An 18673-nucleotide genomic window follows, 5' to 3' on the forward strand; every position below is an offset into this window, starting at 1 on the left:
TTATTGATTTTTCGCGAAACCATTTGATCATATGACAAGATGTGTATCCACCTTAACTTAATGATTTTTACCAAAATCATTAGGGGATTCATCAGCGCCTGGCATGCGGGTGTCTCGATGTATCAGGGGCGCGAGCGTTGCAATGACTTCTCTATTGGGATTGAACTGGAAGGCACGGACACCACCCCTTATACCGATGCACAGTACCAGCGGTTGGTGGATATCACCCAAACGCTCATCAGGCTTTACCCTGCGATTGCAGAGAACATGACGGGACACTGTGATATCGCCCCGGCGCGAAAAACCGATCCTGGCCCTGCATTTGACTGGCCCCGGTTTCGCGCCATGCTTACCGCGTCGTCAGAATAAGGAGATAACATGACGTTGTTTACCATGCTGCTGGTTATCATCGCTGAACGCTTGTTCAAACTCGGTGAGCACTGGCATCTGGATCACCGGCTGGAGGTGCTTTTCCGCCGGATTAACCATTTTTCCATGCTGCGTACGCTGCTGATGACCGCGGGCGTGATGGTGATTACGTTCTTGCTGCTGCGCTCGTTATACGGCCTCTTTTTCAACGTGCCGCTACTGGTGGTGTGGATCCTGCTCGGCGTGCTGTGTATTGGCGCAGGCAAGGTGCGTATGCACTATCACGCTTATCTGAAAGCCGCTTCCCGTGATGATGCGCATGCACGTAGCGCCATGGCCAGCGAGCTGACGATGATCCACGGCGTGCCGCCGGATTGCGATGAACGCGAGTTCCTGCGTGAACTGCAAAACGCGCTGCTGTGGATTAACTTCCGCTACTACCTGGCGCCGCTGTTCTGGTTTGTGGTGGGGGGCCCGTGGGGGCCGGTACTGCTGATGGGATATGCGTTCCTGCGCGCCTGGCAGACCTGGCTTGCCCGCTATCTCACCCCGCATGAACGTTTGCTCTCCGGCATTGATGCGATCCTGCACGTGCTCGACTGGCTTCCGGTTCGTCTGGTGGGTGTGGTCTACGCGCTTATTGGCCACGGCGAAAAAGCGCTCCCGGCGTGGTTCGCCTCGCTTGGCGACCGTCATACCTCGCAGTACCAGGTGCTGACACGCCTGGCGCAGTTCTCTCTGGCGCGTGAGCCGCATACCGACAAGATAGAAACGCCGAAAGCGGCGGTCTCGATGGCGAAGAAAACGTCGTTTGTGGTGGTCGTTATCGTGGCGTTGCTGACCATTTACGGCACGCTGGTCTGAACCCGCGTGCCGTAGCGGTTACGGCGTATCGGCAGGCGGGATGCCAAAATCAGGCATCCCGTTTTCGTGCCAGCGGACGAGCTTCAGGCGGGTATGACGATTGGGGTCATAAAGCGGATCGCCTTCAATTTCGGTGTAATTTCGCGCGTGATACACCAGCACATCTTCTCCTTCCGGCGTTTGCGTAAAGCTGTTATGGCCTGGCCCATACTGGCGGTTTTCGTAGCTGGTGATGAAGACCGGGCGCGAGGCCTTGTGCCAGTTGGCAGGATTTTGCGGATCGGCATTGATCTCTGTCCACAGCAGCCCCATGCAGTAGTTCTCGTCGGTCGCGCTGGCGGAATAGCTGATATACAACTTGTCGCCGTGGAACAGCACCGCCGGGCCTTCGTTGACCCAGAAGCCGCGGCACTCCCAGTCATATTCCGGTTTACTGAGCATCACCGGCTCGCCTTTCAGCGTCCACGGGTTCTCCATTTCACATAAATAGAGATTGGAGTTGCCGGAGATATCCGGGGCTTTTTGCGCCCACAGATACCAGCGTTTCCCCTGATGCACGAACGTGGTCGCGTCCAGCGCAAAGGTGTCGAACGGCGTTTTTACCTGGCCTTTTTCAGTCCACGTGCCGGTTAGCGGGTCGCGGTCGGCACACTCCAGCACAAACATGCGGTGCTGGAACATGCCCAGACCGTCCAGCGCCTGGGTGTGCGCGGCGGCAAAATAGATGTACCACTTGCCGTCGATATGATGCAGTTCCGGTGCCCAGATAAGCTGGCTCATTGGGCCGGTCTCCGGTTTGCGCCATACGACCACCTCGTCGGCACTGCGCAGCCCTTCCAGCGTCGCTGCCCGGCGGATCGCCAGCCTGTCGTATTGCGGCACGGAGGCGATAAAATAATATTGCCCTTCATGACGCAGAATGTACGGGTCAGCGCGTTGTTCTATAAACGGGTTAGGCCAGTTATGCATGCGGCGTTCCTTCTTTTGTTTCGGCTCTCGTTTCCTGCCAGGCGTTCAGTTCGCTGTAGTTGGTGCGGCGTTTCTCCAGGTCGAGCTGGATCTGTTTCATGGTTTCCCGATCCACTTTCAGCAGTCGTACTACGCCCGCAGTGATCAAATACCCCACACCCGGGATCACGGTAAACAGCAGAACGATCCCGTTAATGGCCTCTGCGCTTTGTGCTTTCGCACCGGCGTCGTAGCCATACCAGGAGAGCAGGAAGCCCACCATCGCGCCAGCAATCGCCAGCCCCAGCTTGAGGAAGAAGATATTGCCCGAGAAGCTGATCCCGGTGATGCGTTTACCGGTTTTCCACTCGCCATAGTCATCCACATCGGCCATTAGCGACCAGTGCAGCGGAGACGGGATCTGGTGAAGAATGTTAAGCAGGAAGTAGAGCACCACGATGGTGACGGTCGCTTTCGGGTCGAAGAAATAGAACGCGCAGGAGAAAAGCGCCAGCACGATGTTGGTCCAGAAGAACACTTTCAGTTTACACCAGCGGTCGGTCAGCACTTTCGCCAGCATACTGCCGAGCATCATTCCCACCACGCCCAGGCTGATAAACAGGGTGGCAAAGTGAGTGCTCTGGCCCATTACCCAGGTGACGTAATACATGGTGGCCGCCATGCGGATAAAGCCCGGGCAGACGTTGCAGAGCGTCAGCAGCAGAATGCGTACCCACTGGTCGTTTTTCCACACGTCCTTCAGATCGTTTTTCAGCTCATCATGGGTCTGCACCGCCGGACGTACGCGCTCGCGCACGGTGGCGAAGCAGAACAGGAACATACAGGTACCAATCAGCGCCAGCACGGTCATCGCCATCTGGTAGCCTTTGGCTTTGTTATCGCCACCAAACCAGTCCGCCATCGGCAGGAGCGTGAGCGACAGTAAAAGCGTGGCAATACCCACCATCACAAAGCGATAGGACTGGCAGGCCACGCGCTCTTTTGGGTCATTGGTGATCACGCCGCCCAACGAGCAGTAGGGAATGTTGATGGCCGTATAGGTTAACGAGAGCAGGAAGTAGGTCACAAAGGCATAGATAACTTTGCTGTTATAGCTCCAGTCTGGCGTGGTGAACATCAGGATACTGAACAGCGCATAGGGGAACGCAATCCACAAAAGCCATGGACGAAACCGCCCATATTTACTGCGGGTACGGTCCGCGATGGCTCCCATGATCGGGTCCGTAACGGCATCAATGACGCGCACGGACAGCAGCAACACGCCGACCAGCGCAGGTGCCAGCCCAAAAATATCGGTATAAAAATAATTAACAAACAACATGATGGCGCCGAAGATGATGTTGCATCCTGCATCGCCCATCCCATAGCCGATCTTCTCTTTTACTGACAGTTTATTGTTATCCATTGACTGCTCTCCGGGTGACGGTATGGAGAGAATTATTTGCTGGCTAATCGATATATGCGTTGCAGTATCAGGGCGGTGATATGGATAAAGCGGCTGACGAGGTGAATTTGTGAGGAAGGTAACAAACGCTCAGCACCCGCGAAACGAGTGCTGAGCTGAAGAGCTATTAATGTGCTTTTACGGTTTTACCGTTTTTCTGTTTTACCAGATACCCCACGCCGAGGATCGCAATCCAGACCGGGATCAGGTAAACGGAAATCGCCATGCCTGGGGTGAGTAGCATAATTACCAGCACGCCCGCCATAAACAGCAGGCAAACCCAGTTACCCAGCGGATAGAGCAGGGCAGGGAAGCGGGTGGTTACGCCCTGCTGCTGTTTAGCGCGGCGGAACTTGATGTGCGCCAGGCTGATCATCGCCCAGTTAATCACCAGAGCCGAGACCACCAGGGCCATCAGCAGGCCAAACGCCGATTCAGGTGCCATGTAGTTAATCAGCACGCAAAGCGCCGTCACGATAGCCGAAACAATGATGGTATTGACCGGCACGCCGCGCTTATCGACGTTCAGCAGGGCTTTTGGTGCGTTACCCTGCTGCGCAAGGCCGAACAGCATGCGGCTGTTGCAGTACACGCAGCTGTTGTAAACGGAAAGCGCCGCCGTCAGCACGACGATATTGAGCGCATTCGCCACGAAGGTATCGCCCAGTTCGTGGAAGATAAGGACGAACGGGCTGGTGTCGGCCGTGACGCGTGTCCACGGCAGCAGCGAGAGCAGAACGGCCAGTGAACCCACATAGAAGATCAGAATTCGGTAGATAACCTGATTCGTCGCTTTCGGGATGCTTTGCTCCGGGTTGTCGGCTTCAGCGGCGGTGATCCCCACCAGCTCCAGCCCCCCGAAGGAAAACATAATAATGGCCATCATCATCACCAGACCGGTCATCCCGTGAGGCAGGAATCCACCTTGCTCCCAGAGGTTACGCACCGTGGCCTGTGGGCCACCGTTGCCGCTGAACAGCAGCCAGCCGCCAAAGATAATCATCGCCACCACGGCAATGACTTTGATGATGGCAAACCAGAACTCCATCTCACCGAACACTTTTACGTTGGTCAGGTTGATGGCGTTGATAATGACGAAGAACGCTGCCGCAGAAACCCAGGTTGGGATCTCGGGATACCAGAACTGAATGTATTTCCCCACGGCGGTCAGTTCTGCCATGGCCACCAGAACGTAAAGCACCCAGTAGTTCCAGCCGGAAGCGAAACCGGCAAAACTGCCCCAGTATTTGTAGGCAAAGTGGCTGAACGAGCCTGCAACCGGCTCTTCAACGACCATTTCACCTAACTGGCGCATGATCAGAAACGCAATAAAACCTGCGATAGCGTAACCCAAAATAATGCCTGGACCGGCGGACTGGATGACGGATGCGCTTCCCAGAAACAGGCCTGTGCCGATAGCACCACCCAATGCGATGAGCTGTATATGGCGGTTTTTAAGGCCGCGCTTTAGCTGATCGCCGTGCTGTTGAGCTTCCATTTGAAACCTCGTGTGTGGTTGTTATGTTCACGCTGTGCGTGTGTAATTATGAATATCCGTTTTCTGTATTTATTTCTTTACGGTTAATAAGACCGAAAAAAGCGGAGATGTCTTCCGTAAGCGCAAGAATAGTGGTAAGCGCCTGTGAATGCACCTGCTTTATGAAGGGCTGATGACGAGTTGAATAAAAAGAAAGCATTTGTAAATCGCACCGTTAATTCTTACTACCCCAACCTATAGAATAGAAATGCCTTAAAAGTGGGCGAATTTTCATTTTTTGCGTTGTTGAATCGCTTCAGATTGCAAAAACCCTCGTTTCATTATGGTTAAAACTCCCTCTTTGGTAGTAATCAGCTCATTTGTGCAAAGTTACATTTCTGAAACGTTATTTCTGTAAGGTTGTTAAAATGTGCAGGGTTTACTGATTTCAATCAAAACCAATATGGACAGAAGGTGAATACTTTGTTACTTTAGCGATACGAACTTGAAATTGGTAAGACCAATTGACTCCGGGCAAAAAGGCGTAAGACAGGGAATATGGCCTACAGCAAAATTCGCCAACCAAAACTATCCGATGTGATTGAGCAGCAGCTGGAGTTTTTAATCCTCGAGGGGACACTGCGTCCGGGTGAGAAACTTCCGCCAGAACGCGAGCTGGCTAAACAGTTCGACGTATCCCGCCCCTCTCTGCGTGAGGCGATTCAACGCCTCGAAGCAAAGGGCTTGCTGCTTCGTCGCCAGGGCGGCGGAACCTTTGTTCAAAACAGCCTGTGGCAGAGCTTCAGCGATCCGCTGGTAGAACTTCTCTCTGACCACCCAGAATCCCAGTTTGATCTGCTTGAGACCCGTCACGCGCTTGAAGGTATCGCGGCCTATTACGCCGCCCTTCGCAGCACTGATGAAGATCGCGTGCGTATCCGCGAACTGCATCAGGCCATTGAACGGGCACAGCAGTCCGGCGATTTAGACGCCGAGTCCAATGCCGTCGTCCAGTATCAGATTGCCGTCACCGAAGCGGCACACAACGTAGTGCTCCTCCATCTGCTACGCTGCATGGAGCCGATGCTGGCCCAGAACGTTCGTCAAAATTTTGAATTGTTGTATGCCCGTCGGGACATGCTCCCGCTGGTAAGCAACCATCGCACCCGAGTATTCGAGGCGATAATGGCCGGGGAACCGGAGCAGGCGCGCGAAGCGTCGCACCGACATCTGGCTTTCATTGAGGAAATCTTGCTGGACCGCAGCCGAGAACAATCGCGTCGCGAACGTTCATTACGCCGCATACAGCAACGAAAGGATTAAGCGCCAGGTACTTTTAGAGCGCGGCAACTAAACGCAGAACCTGTCTTATTGTGTTTTCTGACGAAAATACAATGGGACAGGTTCCAGACAAATCAACGTATTAGATAGATAAGGAATACCCCCATGTCAGAACGTCTCCAAAATGACGTGGATCCGATCGAAACTCGCGACTGGCTACAGGCGATCGAATCGGTCATCCGTGAAGAAGGTGTTGAGCGCGCTCAGTATCTGATTGATCAGCTGCTTTCTGAAGCCCGCAAAGGCGGCGTGAAGGTTGCTTCAGGTGCAGGGGCTAGCAACTACGTAAACACGATTGCCGTTGAAGACGAACCGGAATACCCGGGCAATCTGGATCTGGAACGCCGTATCCGTTCTGCCATCCGCTGGAACGCCATCATGACCGTTCTGCGTGCGTCCAAGAAAGATCTGGAGCTGGGTGGCCACATGGCGTCCTTCCAGTCCTCTGCGACCGTTTACGAAGTGTGCTTCAACCACTTCTTCCGTGCTGCTAACGAGAAAGACGGCGGCGACCTGGTGTACTTCCAGGGCCACATCTCTCCGGGCATCTATGCACGTGCATTCCTGGAAGGTCGTCTGACTGAAGAGCAGATGAACAACTTCCGTCAGGAAGTTCACGGTAAAGGTCTGTCTTCTTACCCGCACCCTAAACTGATGCCTGAATTCTGGCAGTTCCCGACCGTATCCATGGGTCTGGGCCCAATTGGTGCAATCTATCAGGCGAAATTCCTGAAGTACCTGGAACACCGTGGTCTGAAAGATACCTCTGAGCAAACCGTTTACGCCTTCCTGGGCGACGGTGAGATGGATGAGCCAGAATCTAAAGGTGCGATCACCATCGCTACCCGTGAGAAGCTGGACAACCTGTGCTTCATCATCAACTGTAACCTGCAGCGTCTGGATGGTCCGGTAACCGGTAACGGTAAGATCATCAACGAACTGGAAGGCATCTTCGCAGGTGCTGGCTGGAACGTTATCAAAGTAATGTGGGGTTCCCGTTGGGACGAACTGCTGCGTAAAGACACCAGCGGTAAACTGATCCAGCTGATGAATGAAACCGTTGACGGTGACTACCAGACCTTCAAATCCAAAGACGGTGCCTACGTTCGTGAGCACTTCTTCGGCAAATATCCTGAAACCGCCGCACTGGTTGCAGACTGGACTGACGAGCAGATCTGGGCGCTGAACCGTGGTGGTCACGATCCGAAGAAAATCTACGCTGCACTGAAAAAAGCGCGCGAAACCAAAGGTAAAGCGACTGTAATCCTGGCCCACACCATTAAAGGTTACGGCATGGGTGATACCGCAGAAGGTAAAAACATCGCTCACCAGGTTAAGAAAATGAACATGGACGGCGTGCGCTATATTCGCGACCGTTTCAACGTGCCAGTGACCGATGAGCAGGTAGAAAACCTGTCTTACATCACCTTCCCGGAAGGTTCTGAAGAGTACAAGTACCTGCACGAACGTCGTCAGGCGCTGAAAGGCTACCTGCCAGCTCGTCAGCCTAACTTCACCGAGAAACTGGAACTGCCAGCGCTGGAAGACTTCTCTCAGCTGCTGGAAGAGCAGAACAAAGAGATCTCCACCACTATCGCTTTCGTTCGTGCCCTGAACGTGATGCTGAAGAACAAGTCGATCAAAGATCGTCTGGTGCCAATCATCGCTGACGAAGCGCGTACATTCGGTATGGAAGGTCTGTTCCGTCAGATCGGTATCTACAGCCCGAACGGCCAGCAGTACACCCCGCAGGACCGTGAGCAGGTTGCTTACTACAAAGAAGACGAGAAAGGTCAGATCCTGCAGGAAGGTATCAACGAGCTGGGCGCAGGCGCATCCTGGCTGGCTGCTGCGACCTCCTACAGCACCAACAACCTGCCGATGATCCCGTTCTACATTTACTACTCTATGTTCGGGTTCCAGCGTATCGGTGACCTGTGCTGGCAGGCAGGCGACCAGCAGGCTCGCGGCTTCCTGATTGGTGGTACTTCCGGTCGTACGACCCTGAACGGTGAAGGTCTGCAGCACGAAGATGGCCACAGCCACATTCAGTCTCTGACTATCCCTAACTGTATCTCTTACGACCCGTCTTACGCGTACGAAGTGGCAGTCATCATGCATGACGGTCTGCAGCGCATGTACGGCGAAGCGCAGGAGAACATTTACTACTACATCACCACCCTGAACGAAAACTACCACATGCCGGCAATGCCAGCAGGTGCCGAGGAAGGTATCCGTAAAGGTATCTACAAACTCGAAACCATCGAAGGTAGCAAAGGTAAAGTTCAGCTGCTGGGCTCCGGTTCTATTCTGCGTCACGTTCGTGAAGCAGCGCAGATCCTGGCGAAAGACTACGGTGTGGGTTCCGACGTGTACAGCGTGACCTCCTTCACTGAACTGGCGCGTGATGGCCAGGATTGTGAGCGCTGGAACATGCTGCACCCAATGGAAACCCCACGCGTTCCGTACATCGCTCAGGTGATGAACGACGCGCCAGCGGTGGCGTCTACTGACTATATGAAACTGTTCGCTGAGCAGGTTCGTACTTACGTTCCAGCTGATGATTATCGCGTACTGGGTACTGACGGCTTCGGTCGTTCTGACAGCCGCGAAAACCTGCGTCACCACTTCGAAGTTGATGCTTCTTACGTGGTTGTAGCAGCACTGGGCGAACTGGCTAAACGTGGCGAAATCGATAAGAAAGTGGTTGCGGACGCAATTACCAAATTCAACATCGATGCAGAAAAAGTTAACCCGCGTCTGGCGTAAGAGGTAAAAGAATAATGGCTATCGAAATCAATGTACCGGACATCGGGGCTGATGAAGTTGAAATCACCGAGATCCTGGTCAAAGTAGGCGACAAAGTTGAAGCTGAACAGTCGCTGATCACCGTAGAAGGCGACAAAGCCTCTATGGAAGTCCCGTCTCCTCAGGCTGGCATCGTTAAAGAGATCAAAGTCTCTGTTGGCGATAAAACCGAGACTGGCAAACTGATCATGATTTTCGATTCCGCCGACGGTGCAGCAGCTGCTGCACCTGCGCAGGAAGAGAAGAAAGAAGCTCCGGCCGCCGCTGCTCCAGCAGTTGCCGCGGCAGCGAAAGAAGTTAACGTGCCTGACATCGGTGGTGACGAAGTTGAAGTCACTGAAATCCTGGTGAAAGTGGGCGATACCGTTGCAGCTGAGCAGTCTCTGATCACCGTAGAAGGCGATAAAGCGTCTATGGAAGTGCCGGCGCCGTTCGCGGGCACCGTTAAAGAGATCAAGATCAACACCGGTGACAAAGTGTCTACCGGCTCTCTGATCATGATCTTCGAAGTGGCGGGTGCTGCACCTGCCGCTGCGCCAGCTCAGGCTGCTGCTCCGGCTCCAGCGGCTGCACCAGCAGCAGGCGGTGTGAAAGACGTTAACGTTCCTGACATCGGCGGTGACGAAGTCGAAGTGACCGAAGTGATGGTGAAAGTGGGCGACAAAGTTGCCGCTGAACAGTCACTGATCACCGTTGAAGGCGACAAAGCCTCTATGGAAGTGCCTGCGCCGTTCGCGGGTACCGTTAAAGAGATCAAAATCAGCACCGGCGACAAAGTCTCTACCGGCTCTCTGATCATGGTCTTCGAAGTGGAAGGCGCTGCGCCTGCAGCCGCTCCGGCTGCCGCGGCTGCTCCAGCACCGGCTGCTGCACCGGCTCAGGCTGCTAAACCAGCGGCACCTGCTGCAAAAGCGGAAAGCAAATCTGAGTTCGCTGAAAACGACGCTTACGTCCATGCGACCCCGCTGATTCGTCGCCTGGCGCGCGAATTCGGCGTGAACCTGGCGAAAGTGAAAGGGACTGGCCGTAAAGGTCGTATCCTGCGCGAAGACGTTCAGGCTTATGTGAAAGACGCGGTGAAACGCGCTGAAGCTGCACCAGCTGCAGCCGCAGGCGGCGGTATCCCGGGCATGCTGCCATGGCCGAAGGTGGACTTCAGCAAGTTCGGTGAAATTGAAGAAGTGGAACTGGGCCGCATCCAGAAAATCTCTGGTGCTAACCTGAGCCGTAACTGGGTCATGATCCCGCACGTTACGCACTTCGACAAAACCGATATCACCGATCTGGAAGCGTTCCGTAAACAGCAGAACGCCGAAGCTGAGAAGCGTAAACTGGACGTGAAATTCACCCCAGTGGTCTTCATCATGAAAGCCGTTGCCGCTGCCCTGGAGCAGATGCCACGCTTCAACAGCTCCCTGTCCGAAGATGGCCAGAAGCTGACGCTGAAGAAATACATCAACATCGGTGTTGCGGTTGATACGCCAAATGGTCTGGTTGTTCCGGTCTTCAAAGACGTGAATAAGAAGAGCATCACTGAGCTGTCCCGTGAACTGACCACCATCTCCAAAAAAGCGCGTGATGGTAAGCTGACTGCCGGCGAAATGCAGGGCGGTTGCTTCACTATCTCCAGCATCGGCGGCCTGGGTACTACCCACTTCGCACCGATTGTTAACGCGCCGGAAGTGGCTATCCTCGGTGTGTCCAAGTCCGCGATGGAGCCGGTGTGGAATGGCAAAGAGTTCGTGCCGCGTCTGATGATGCCAATCTCTCTGTCCTTCGACCACCGCGTGATCGACGGTGCTGATGGTGCGCGTTTCATCACCATCATCAACAACATGCTGAGTGACATTCGCCGCCTGGTGATGTAAGTGAAAAGCCGGCCAGTCGGCCGGCTTTTTTCTGTTAATCTCATGTGGTTTGTGAGGTTATTGGCGAAAGCGACAATTCGTGAGCCGTTTGTTGTTTCAAAATTGTTAACAATTTTGTAAACTGCGGGCGGATAGAACGTCCCGGTGGATGAAGGGCGACAAGTACCTGGACCGCCGGAAATCAATAAGAGGTCATGATGAGTACTGAAATCAAAACTCAGGTCGTGGTACTTGGGGCAGGTCCCGCAGGTTACTCTGCAGCCTTCCGTTGCGCTGATTTAGGTCTGGAAACCGTCATCGTAGAACGTTACAACACCCTTGGTGGTGTTTGTCTGAACGTAGGTTGTATCCCTTCTAAAGCGCTGCTGCACGTAGCGAAAGTTATCGAAGAAGCCAAAGCGCTGGCTGAACACGGTATCGTCTTCGGCGAGCCGAAAACCGATATCGATAAAATCCGTACCTGGAAAGAGAAAGTTATCACTCAGCTGACCGGTGGTCTGGCTGGCATGGCGAAAGGCCGTAAAGTGAAAGTGGTTAACGGTCTGGGTAAATTCACCGGCGCGAACACTCTTGAAGTGGAAGGCGAAAACGGCAAAACCGTAATCAACTTCGACAACGCGATCATCGCGGCGGGCTCTCGTCCAATCGAACTGCCATTCATTCCACATGAAGATCCACGCGTGTGGGATTCCACCGATGCCCTGGAACTGAAAACCGTTCCAAAACGTCTGCTGGTTATGGGCGGCGGTATCATCGGTCTGGAAATGGGTACCGTGTACCATGCACTGGGTTCAGACATTGACGTGGTTGAAATGTTCGACCAGGTTATCCCGGCTGCGGATAAAGACATCGTTAAAGTCTTCACCAAGCGTATCAGCAAGAAATTCAACCTGATGCTGGAAACCAAAGTGACTGCCGTTGAAGCGAAAGAAGACGGTATTTACGTTTCCATGGAAGGTAAAAAAGCGCCATCCGAACCACAGCGTTACGACGCCGTGCTGGTGGCGATCGGCCGTGTGCCGAACGGTAAGAACCTCGACGCGGGCAAAGCTGGCGTGGAAGTGGACGACCGTGGCTTCATCCGCGTTGACAAACAGCTGCGCACTAACGTGCCGCACATCTTTGCTATCGGCGATATCGTCGGTCAGCCAATGCTGGCGCACAAAGGTGTTCACGAAGGTCACGTTGCCGCTGAAGTTATCGCCGGCATGAAACACTACTTCGATCCGAAAGTGATCCCATCTATCGCGTACACCGAGCCAGAAGTGGCATGGGTCGGTCTGACCGAGAAAGAAGCGAAAGAGAAAGGCATCAGCTACGAAACCGCCACCTTCCCGTGGGCTGCTTCTGGCCGTGCTATCGCTTCCGACTGCGCAGACGGTATGACCAAACTGATCTTCGACAAAGAGACTCACCGCGTTATCGGTGGTGCGATTGTCGGTACCAACGGCGGCGAGCTGCTGGGTGAAATCGGTCTGGCGATCGAAATGGGTTGCGACGCGGAAGACATCGCGCTGACCATCCACGCTCACCCAACTCTGCACGAGTCCGTGGGCCTGGCGGCAGAAGTGTTTGAAGGTAGCATCACCGACCTGCCAAACGCGAAAGCGAAGAAGAAATAAGTTTCTTCAGACAAAAAAAGCGGCCTGTGGCCGCTTTTTTTATGTGCTGGATTCAGGGAGCCACAGGCTGCCAGGTTTTATCCGGGCTATAGGCGGTTAACGCCTGGGCTTTCTGCTCAGAGTCATTGCCGAGATCGGCCTGGTACACTTTGTCATCCTGGTTTATCACAAAGCTCATGACGCCTGTCTGGCCATAGCTGACGGGCCACGCCACCATCGCAAAGCCTTTTTCATCAGGCAGGATACGGAACCGATAGCCGTGATAGCCTGCACCGGGCTCTTTGGGGCTGAAGGCCGGTCCCAGCGGGCTGGGGGCTTCACCCGGCGAAACGGGCCAGTAGAGACCATCTTTTTTCCCTTCAGAGCTGACAATTTTCTGCGCGTATTTTTGATTCATGGCGAAATAGCTCTGCTGGGCATCCACATAGGCATGTAATGCTTCGATGGCGGCAAGCTCGTTACGCCCGATCTCGCGGGTCAGGATCTCCTCGGCGCCCTCCTTGATATCGAATTGCCATCCGGCAGCGGTTTTGACAACCGGGATAGGCAACTGCCAGTCGTTATTTCCGACGACCAGATGCGCCGTATTACCGTCGATAACCGTGTTGTGCCGCACCTTCCAGTCGCGGAGGAAACGATCGACGGCATCAGGATCGACCCCTTCAGGCGGCAGAAAATCGCGCCAGTTCTCTCCAAGCAGATTGTTCATTGCCGTTTCATTCTGTTCACTGATGGCATGCGCCAGCGCATCGGTCGCCTGAACGGGCGTGCTGAAGGATTGCTGTGCCATCGCAGCGGCGGACATCATGAACAACACCATTCCACAGACAAGATTCTTTTTCATGTTGGCTCCCTTAACGATGACGGAATTCACGGTGTTCAGCACGTCCGGCAGGGGCCTGACGCGGCTGCTGATGACGGGCAGCCAGTTGTCTGCTTTGCGCACCTCGCTGCTGCTGGGCTTGCCAGTTGGCAGAGCGGCTGTCGTTACCACTCAGGGCATTCGCGCGAGGCTGGCTGGTTCGCTGCGGGATATGGCGTTGCTGAGCAGGCTGCGCGATCCGTTTCTCCTGCCGCTGTGTTACGGCATGGCGATTATCACGCTGCTGCGTGGTGGTTCGCTTTGCCGTTTGCGGTCTGGTGTCGTAGCCACGGTAGTTGTTGCGCTGGGATATCTGCTTCAGCTGTTCGCCTGAAGCCTGGCGCTGTGCATCTTTGGTTCCCGGACGCGCGGTTTGCGGGAAGGTTTTACCCGTCGATTTCTCCATCTGGCTCAGGGCCGCCTGACGCTGGCTGTCGCGGTTAACCGGTTTTTGCTGCGTAGAACTGAGCCCCGTTACCGTGTTAGTGGAATGGAAGCGGTTATTAAGCTGGCTGGTGGGGTAGGGCACACCTTCCCGATACGCCGGGTTATGCTGCCAGGTGCGGTTGGCATCCGTCAGGCGTTGACCACTGATTTTGTTGAAGTTCTCAACGTTAATATTGATATTGTTATCACCGTTGCGGTTATAGCCGCCGTGATTCCAGTCATCGTCATGATGGTGGTCCCAGTCGTCGTCATCATCCCAGTCGATGTTGCTGAAGATGGCGTAGGTTGTCGCCACACCCAGGCTGAAGCCTAAGCCTTTGACCAGACTGTCCGTAAACTGCTCTCCCGGAGAAGGAGGAAGATAGGTTGGCGGATAGGCAGTGTTTGGCCAGGTACCGTAAACGGTATTGGGGTTATAGGTGGGGACGTAAACGACCTGCGGATCCGCGGATTCAATTTTGATCACCGTCGGGGCAGGCGTGGTGGAAGTCGTCGATTCGCTGGTGGCCGATTTGGCCGGGGCAGGTTTCGTCACGGTGGTGATCGTCTGCTGAGGCGTCGATTGTAAGGCGCCGGTCTTTTGAGCCAGCGCGCGCAGGCGTTGGACGGAATCCATGACATCCTTCGGTTGCGCGAGAAACGCATCCCCCAGATTTTGTACCCACGGCGGGTTTTCACCCATCAGCGACATCAGTTGAGGAAACGCGACCAACGATTTTACGCTGGGATCCCAGGGCTGGCTGGCAACGGCCTGGATAGCGGCGTCTCCTTCCATTTTAGGGTTGTCTTTGGACCACTGCGCCGCCTGGATGACGTTGGCCGGGTAGGTCGAGGCCATTAAAATTTGTGACAGCAGGGCATCCGGATAGAGCGCGATGGGAGCAACCCACTGATCGATTTGCGCGGCCGTATAGGCTGGGGCGACGACAGGGGCGGGTTGCACTGCTGCGGGGGGTACCGGTTGTTGTGCGACGGGAGCGGGGACGACAGGCTCTGTCGCCCGACTTTTGACAAACATGACGCCTGAGGCGGCAAACAGCCCGGCACTGCACAGAAGAACAAGCAGATGTGGTTTAAAGGGCAACTTCATAAAATGACTCCAACGAGACAAGCGCTGTGCCGTGAGGCGTTACGGTTGGCGTGAGTATTATTCACTCGCCTTTTACTGTTTTGACTTTTGTTGGGGAACTGCCGGTACGTCCGGATAAAGAGTGTGAGTATTTATTACACAATTATATGTGATAGCTGAAAAGCCGCTGGGATTTCAGAAGGCCGCTCTTGCGAGCGGCCAGCAGCTAGTTGCCGAGGTTTACAACAAACAGCACCGTGATGTCGGATATGTTCCAGCCACCGTGCAGTGCCGTAAGCAGTAAACCGAGCGCAACGATCAGCGCAGTGATTCGCATCTCCATTGCGTGCGTTCCTGTACAGGCTACGCGGGTTCATTCTTCACCGGGAAAGGCAGAACCTGGCAAGTTGATGTTGCCGCGTAGATGAAGGAACTGCTCCCGGGCCCGGTGACTGGTTGCTACACCAGCGGAGCAGGCCGCGGAGAAGAATAGTCAATTCAATGGATCTGAAGAAGGCAAAAAATGCAATTACATGGGCTTTCATACGAAATGGGAAGGTGCTACGCAAAATCGTGATAGCAGCTTGCAAGCCCACAGGGAGTGATGCACAATATTTCACGTTGGTGTTGCCGCAAATCTGCCAACCCGGTGTGCTACCACCGCAAGGCAACAAATAAACCGCTTTCAGGCGGTTTTTTTGTTGCCAAAATTCCCCCCGTCTGCCCTCTACACCATGCTTAACGATTCAGCAAATTTTTTAATGTTGCTTTTTTGTAAACGGATTAACACTGTGCAGAAATCCTGCTATGCTGCCCGACGCGGTATCGGGCATTTACCCTACAAACTGCTGTCTCACAGGAGCGTGAAGAGAACGCCCGCCGCATATGACAATGAGAGCGAGGAGAACCGTCGTGCTAGAAGAATACCGTAAGCACGTAGCAGAACGTGCCGCCGAGGGAATTGTACCCAAACCGTTAGATGCAACCCAAATGGCCGCGCTCGTCGAGCTGCTGAAGAACCCGCCTAAGGGCGAAGAAGAATTCCTGTTAGATCTGCTGATCAACCGCGTACCGCCTGGCGTAGATGAAGCTGCCTACGTAAAAGCCGGATTCCTTGCTGCTATCGCCAAAGGCGAAGCCACCTCCCCACTGGTTACTCCTGAAAAAGCCATTGAACTGCTCGGCACCATGCAGGGTGGTTATAACATTCATCCGCTGATTGACGCGCTGGATAACGACAAGCTGGCACCGATTGCCGCTAAAGCGCTCTCTTCAACGCTGCTGATGTTCGATAACTTCTACGATGTGGAAGAAAAAGCCAAAGCAGGCAACGTCTATGCGAAGCAGGTGATGCAGTCCTGGGCCGATGCCGAATGGTTCCTGAACCGTCCTGCGCTGGCTGAAAAAATTACCGTTACCGTATTCAAAGTCACCGGTGAAACCAACACCGATGACCTCTCTCCGGCACCGGATGCATGGTCTCGCCCGGATATCCCGCTGCACGCACTGGCGATGCTGAAAAACGCCCGTGAAGGCATTGAGCCGGATCAGCCAGGCGTTGTCGGCCCGATCAAACAGATCGAAGCGTTGCAGAAAAAAGGATTCCCGCTGGCTTACGTCGGTGACGTTGTCGGTACCGGTTCTTCCCGTAAATCCGCCACTAACTCCGTCCTGTGGTTTATGGGTGACGATATTCCGCATGTGCCGAACAAACGCGGTGGCGGCCTGTGCCTGGGCGGTAAGATTGCCCCAATCTTCTTCAACACCATGGAAGATGCTGGCGCACTGCCAATCGAAGTGGATGTCTCTAACCTGAACATGGGCGACGTGATTGACGTTTACCCGTATAAAGGTGAAGTCCGTAACCACGACACCAACGAGCTGCTGGCGAGCTTCGAGCTGAAAACCGATGTGCTGATCGACGAAGTGCGTGCCGGTGGCCGTATCCCGCTGATCATCGGTCGTGGCCTGACCACCAAAGCGCGTGAAGCGCTGGGTCTGCCGCACTCAGACGTGTTCCGTCATGCGAAAGACGTAGCAGAAAGCAATCGTGGCTTCTCGCTGGCGCAGAAAATGGTTGGCCGCGCGTGCGGCGTGGCCGGTATCCGTCCTGGCGCTTACTGCGAGCCGAAGATGACCTCTGTGGGCTCTCAGGACACCACTGGCCCAATGACCCGTGACGAGCTGAAAGACCTGGCGTGCCTGGGCTTCTCGTCCGATCTGGTCATGCAGTCCTTCTGTCACACGGCGGCGTATCCGAAGCCGGTTGACGTAACCACGCACCACACGCTGCCAGACTTCATCATGAACCGTGGCGGCGTCTCTCTGCGTCCGGGCGACGGCGTTATCCACTCCTGGCTGAACCGTATGCTGCTGCCGGATACTGTAGGTACCGGCGGTGACTCCCATACCCGTTTCCCGATTGGTATCTCCTTCCCGGCGGGCTCCGGTCTGGTGGCGTTTGCCGCAGCGACCGGCGTGATGCCGCTGGATATGCCGGAATCGGTACTGGTGCGCTTCAAAGGTAAAATGCAGCCGGGTATCACCCTGCGCGACCTGGTTCACGCTATCCCGCTGTATGCCATCAAACAGGGCCTGCTGACCGTTGAGAAGAAAGGTAAGAAGAACATCTTCTCTGGCCGCATCCTGGAAATTGAAGGGCTGCCGGACCTCAAAGTTGAGCAGGCATTCGAGCTGACCGATGCGTCTGCAGAGCGTTCCGCCGCGGGTTGTACCATCAAGCTGAACAAAGAGCCGATCATTGAGTATCTGAACTCTAACATCGTCCTGCTGAAGTGGATGATTGCGGAAGGCTACGGCGACCGTCGTACGCTGGAGCGTCGTATTCAGGGGATGGAGAAATGGCTGGCGGATCCGCAGCTGCTGGAAGCCGATGCTGACGCAGAATATGCGGCGGTGATCGACATCGATCTGGCAGACATTAAAGAGCCAATTCTCTGTGCACCGAACGATCCTGACGATGCGCGTCTGCTGTCTGACGTGCAGGGCGATAAGATCGACGAAGTGTTCATCGGTTCCTGTATGACCAACATCGGTCACTTCCGTGCTGCCGGTAAACTGCTGGATACTCATAAAGGCCAACTGCCAACCCGCCTTTGGGTAGCGCCACCAACCCGTATGGATGCGGCGCAGCTGACTGAAGAGGGTTACTACAGCGTGTTTGGTAAGAGCGGTGCGCGCATCGAAATCCCTGGCTGTTCCCTGTGTATGGGTAACCAGGCGCGCGTGGCAGACGGTGCGACGGTGGTCTCCACCTCTACCCGTAACTTCCCGAACCGTTTAGGTACCGGTGCGAACGTCTACCTGGCGTCTGCTGAGCTGGCGGCGGTTGCGGCGCTGATTGGCAAACTGCCAACGCCGGAAGAGTACCAGACCTTCGTTGCTCAGGTTGATAAGACGGCGGTGGATACCTATCGCTATCTGAACTTTGACCAGCTCTCTCAGTACACCGAGAAAGCTGACGGGGTGATCTTCCAGACGGCGGTATAAAAGCAAAACCGTCTCCACGAGAC

At 54.7% G+C, this 18673-nt stretch carries 11 protein-coding genes and 1 pseudogene; 7 read left to right on the forward strand and 5 right to left on the reverse strand.

The features are described from left to right. Window positions 1-96 precede the first annotated feature (96 nt). Window positions 97-369 (forward strand): annotated as a pseudogene (ampD, locus tag ACOTZF_RS18745) (1,6-anhydro-N-acetylmuramyl-L-alanine amidase AmpD); the annotation flags it as partial. A gap of 9 nt (window positions 370-378) precedes the next feature. Continuing rightward, window positions 379-1233 carry a beta-lactamase regulator AmpE gene (gene ampE, locus ACOTZF_RS18750; protein WP_020688508.1) on the forward strand — a complete coding sequence of 285 codons (855 nt, stop codon included), beginning with the start codon at window positions 379-381 and terminating at the stop codon, window positions 1231-1233. An 18-nt stretch (window positions 1234-1251) separates the two neighbouring features. On the opposite strand, the gene ACOTZF_RS18755 is transcribed toward ampE, so the two are convergent. The 3 genes from ACOTZF_RS18755 to aroP all read right to left on the reverse strand — a co-directional run bounded on the left by ACOTZF_RS18755 (window position 1252) and on the right by aroP (window position 5144). Further along, window positions 1252-2202 carry a family 43 glycosylhydrolase gene (locus tag ACOTZF_RS18755; protein WP_129252014.1) on the reverse strand — a complete coding sequence of 317 codons (951 nt, stop codon included), beginning with the start codon at window positions 2200-2202 and terminating at the stop codon, window positions 1252-1254. After that, complete coding sequence (locus ACOTZF_RS18760) at window positions 2195-3607, reverse strand: glycoside-pentoside-hexuronide (GPH):cation symporter (protein WP_020688510.1); 1413 nt, start codon at window positions 3605-3607, stop codon at window positions 2195-2197. Before ACOTZF_RS18760 ends, ACOTZF_RS18755 begins: the two co-directional genes overlap by 8 nt. Window positions 3608-3773: 166 nt before the next feature. Beyond that, entirely contained in the window at window positions 3774-5144 is a 1371-nt protein-coding gene (aroP, locus tag ACOTZF_RS18765) for an aromatic amino acid transporter AroP (RefSeq protein WP_013095594.1), read from the reverse strand. A 537-nt stretch (window positions 5145-5681) separates the two neighbouring features. Here aroP and pdhR point away from each other — a divergent pair. From pdhR to lpdA, 4 genes are all read left to right on the forward strand, one after another. Continuing rightward, window positions 5682-6446, forward strand: a complete 765-nt coding sequence (gene pdhR / locus ACOTZF_RS18770) for a pyruvate dehydrogenase complex transcriptional repressor PdhR (protein ID WP_013095596.1) — start codon at window positions 5682-5684, stop codon at window positions 6444-6446. 123 nt (window positions 6447-6569) lie between these two features. Next, entirely contained in the window at window positions 6570-9233 is a 2664-nt protein-coding gene (gene aceE, locus ACOTZF_RS18775; RefSeq protein ID WP_013095597.1) for a pyruvate dehydrogenase (acetyl-transferring), homodimeric type, read from the forward strand. 14 nt (window positions 9234-9247) lie between these two features. Beyond that, a complete protein-coding gene (gene aceF, locus ACOTZF_RS18780; RefSeq protein ID WP_129252013.1) occupies window positions 9248-11140 on the forward strand; it encodes a pyruvate dehydrogenase complex dihydrolipoyllysine-residue acetyltransferase in 1893 nt (630 codons plus the stop codon). Window positions 11141-11337: 197 nt separating this feature from the next. Beyond that, entirely contained in the window at window positions 11338-12762 is a 1425-nt protein-coding gene (lpdA, locus tag ACOTZF_RS18785; RefSeq protein ID WP_014830669.1) for a dihydrolipoyl dehydrogenase, read from the forward strand. A 52-nt stretch (window positions 12763-12814) separates the two neighbouring features. Here the strand turns inward: lpdA and ACOTZF_RS18790 are convergent, their stop codons facing one another. Beyond that, window positions 12815-13606, reverse strand: a complete 792-nt coding sequence (locus ACOTZF_RS18790) for a DUF2950 family protein (protein WP_129252011.1) — start codon at window positions 13604-13606, stop codon at window positions 12815-12817. Window positions 13607-13616: 10 nt separating this feature from the next. Continuing rightward, complete coding sequence (locus tag ACOTZF_RS18795) at window positions 13617-15161, reverse strand: DUF3300 domain-containing protein (protein WP_129317701.1); 1545 nt, start codon at window positions 15159-15161, stop codon at window positions 13617-13619. An 891-nt stretch (window positions 15162-16052) separates the two neighbouring features. Here ACOTZF_RS18795 and acnB point away from each other — a divergent pair. Further along, window positions 16053-18650 (forward strand): bifunctional aconitate hydratase 2/2-methylisocitrate dehydratase, encoded by a 2598-nt coding sequence (gene acnB / locus ACOTZF_RS18800; protein ID WP_013095602.1) that lies wholly within the window; start codon window positions 16053-16055, stop codon window positions 18648-18650. Window positions 18651-18673 lie beyond the last annotated feature (23 nt).

It is taken from the genome of Enterobacter cloacae complex sp. SHL021 (assembly GCF_049237765.1).
Taxonomy (GTDB): domain Bacteria; phylum Pseudomonadota; class Gammaproteobacteria; order Enterobacterales; family Enterobacteriaceae; genus Enterobacter; species Enterobacter cloacae.

Excerpts from the sequence above, each read along its gene's own strand:
- ACOTZF_RS18755 (WP_129252014.1), bottom strand. The coding sequence starts at position 2,202 with ATGCATAACTGGCCTAACCCGTTTATAGAACAACGCGCTGACCCGTAC.
- pdhR (WP_013095596.1), top strand. The coding sequence starts at position 5,682 with ATGGCCTACAGCAAAATTCGCCAACCAAAACTATCCGATGTGATTGAG.
- aroP (WP_013095594.1), bottom strand. The coding sequence starts at position 5,144 with ATGGAAGCTCAACAGCACGGCGATCAGCTAAAGCGCGGCCTTAAAAAC.
- ACOTZF_RS18760 (WP_020688510.1), bottom strand. The coding sequence starts at position 3,607 with ATGGATAACAATAAACTGTCAGTAAAAGAGAAGATCGGCTATGGGATG.
- ACOTZF_RS18795 (WP_129317701.1), bottom strand. The coding sequence starts at position 15,161 with ATGAAGTTGCCCTTTAAACCACATCTGCTTGTTCTTCTGTGCAGTGCC.
- aceF (WP_129252013.1), top strand. The coding sequence starts at position 9,248 with ATGGCTATCGAAATCAATGTACCGGACATCGGGGCTGATGAAGTTGAA.
- lpdA (WP_014830669.1), top strand. The coding sequence starts at position 11,338 with ATGAGTACTGAAATCAAAACTCAGGTCGTGGTACTTGGGGCAGGTCCC.
- ampE (WP_020688508.1), top strand. The coding sequence starts at position 379 with ATGACGTTGTTTACCATGCTGCTGGTTATCATCGCTGAACGCTTGTTC.
- ACOTZF_RS18790 (WP_129252011.1), bottom strand. The coding sequence starts at position 13,606 with ATGAAAAAGAATCTTGTCTGTGGAATGGTGTTGTTCATGATGTCCGCC.
- aceE (WP_013095597.1), top strand. The coding sequence starts at position 6,570 with ATGTCAGAACGTCTCCAAAATGACGTGGATCCGATCGAAACTCGCGAC.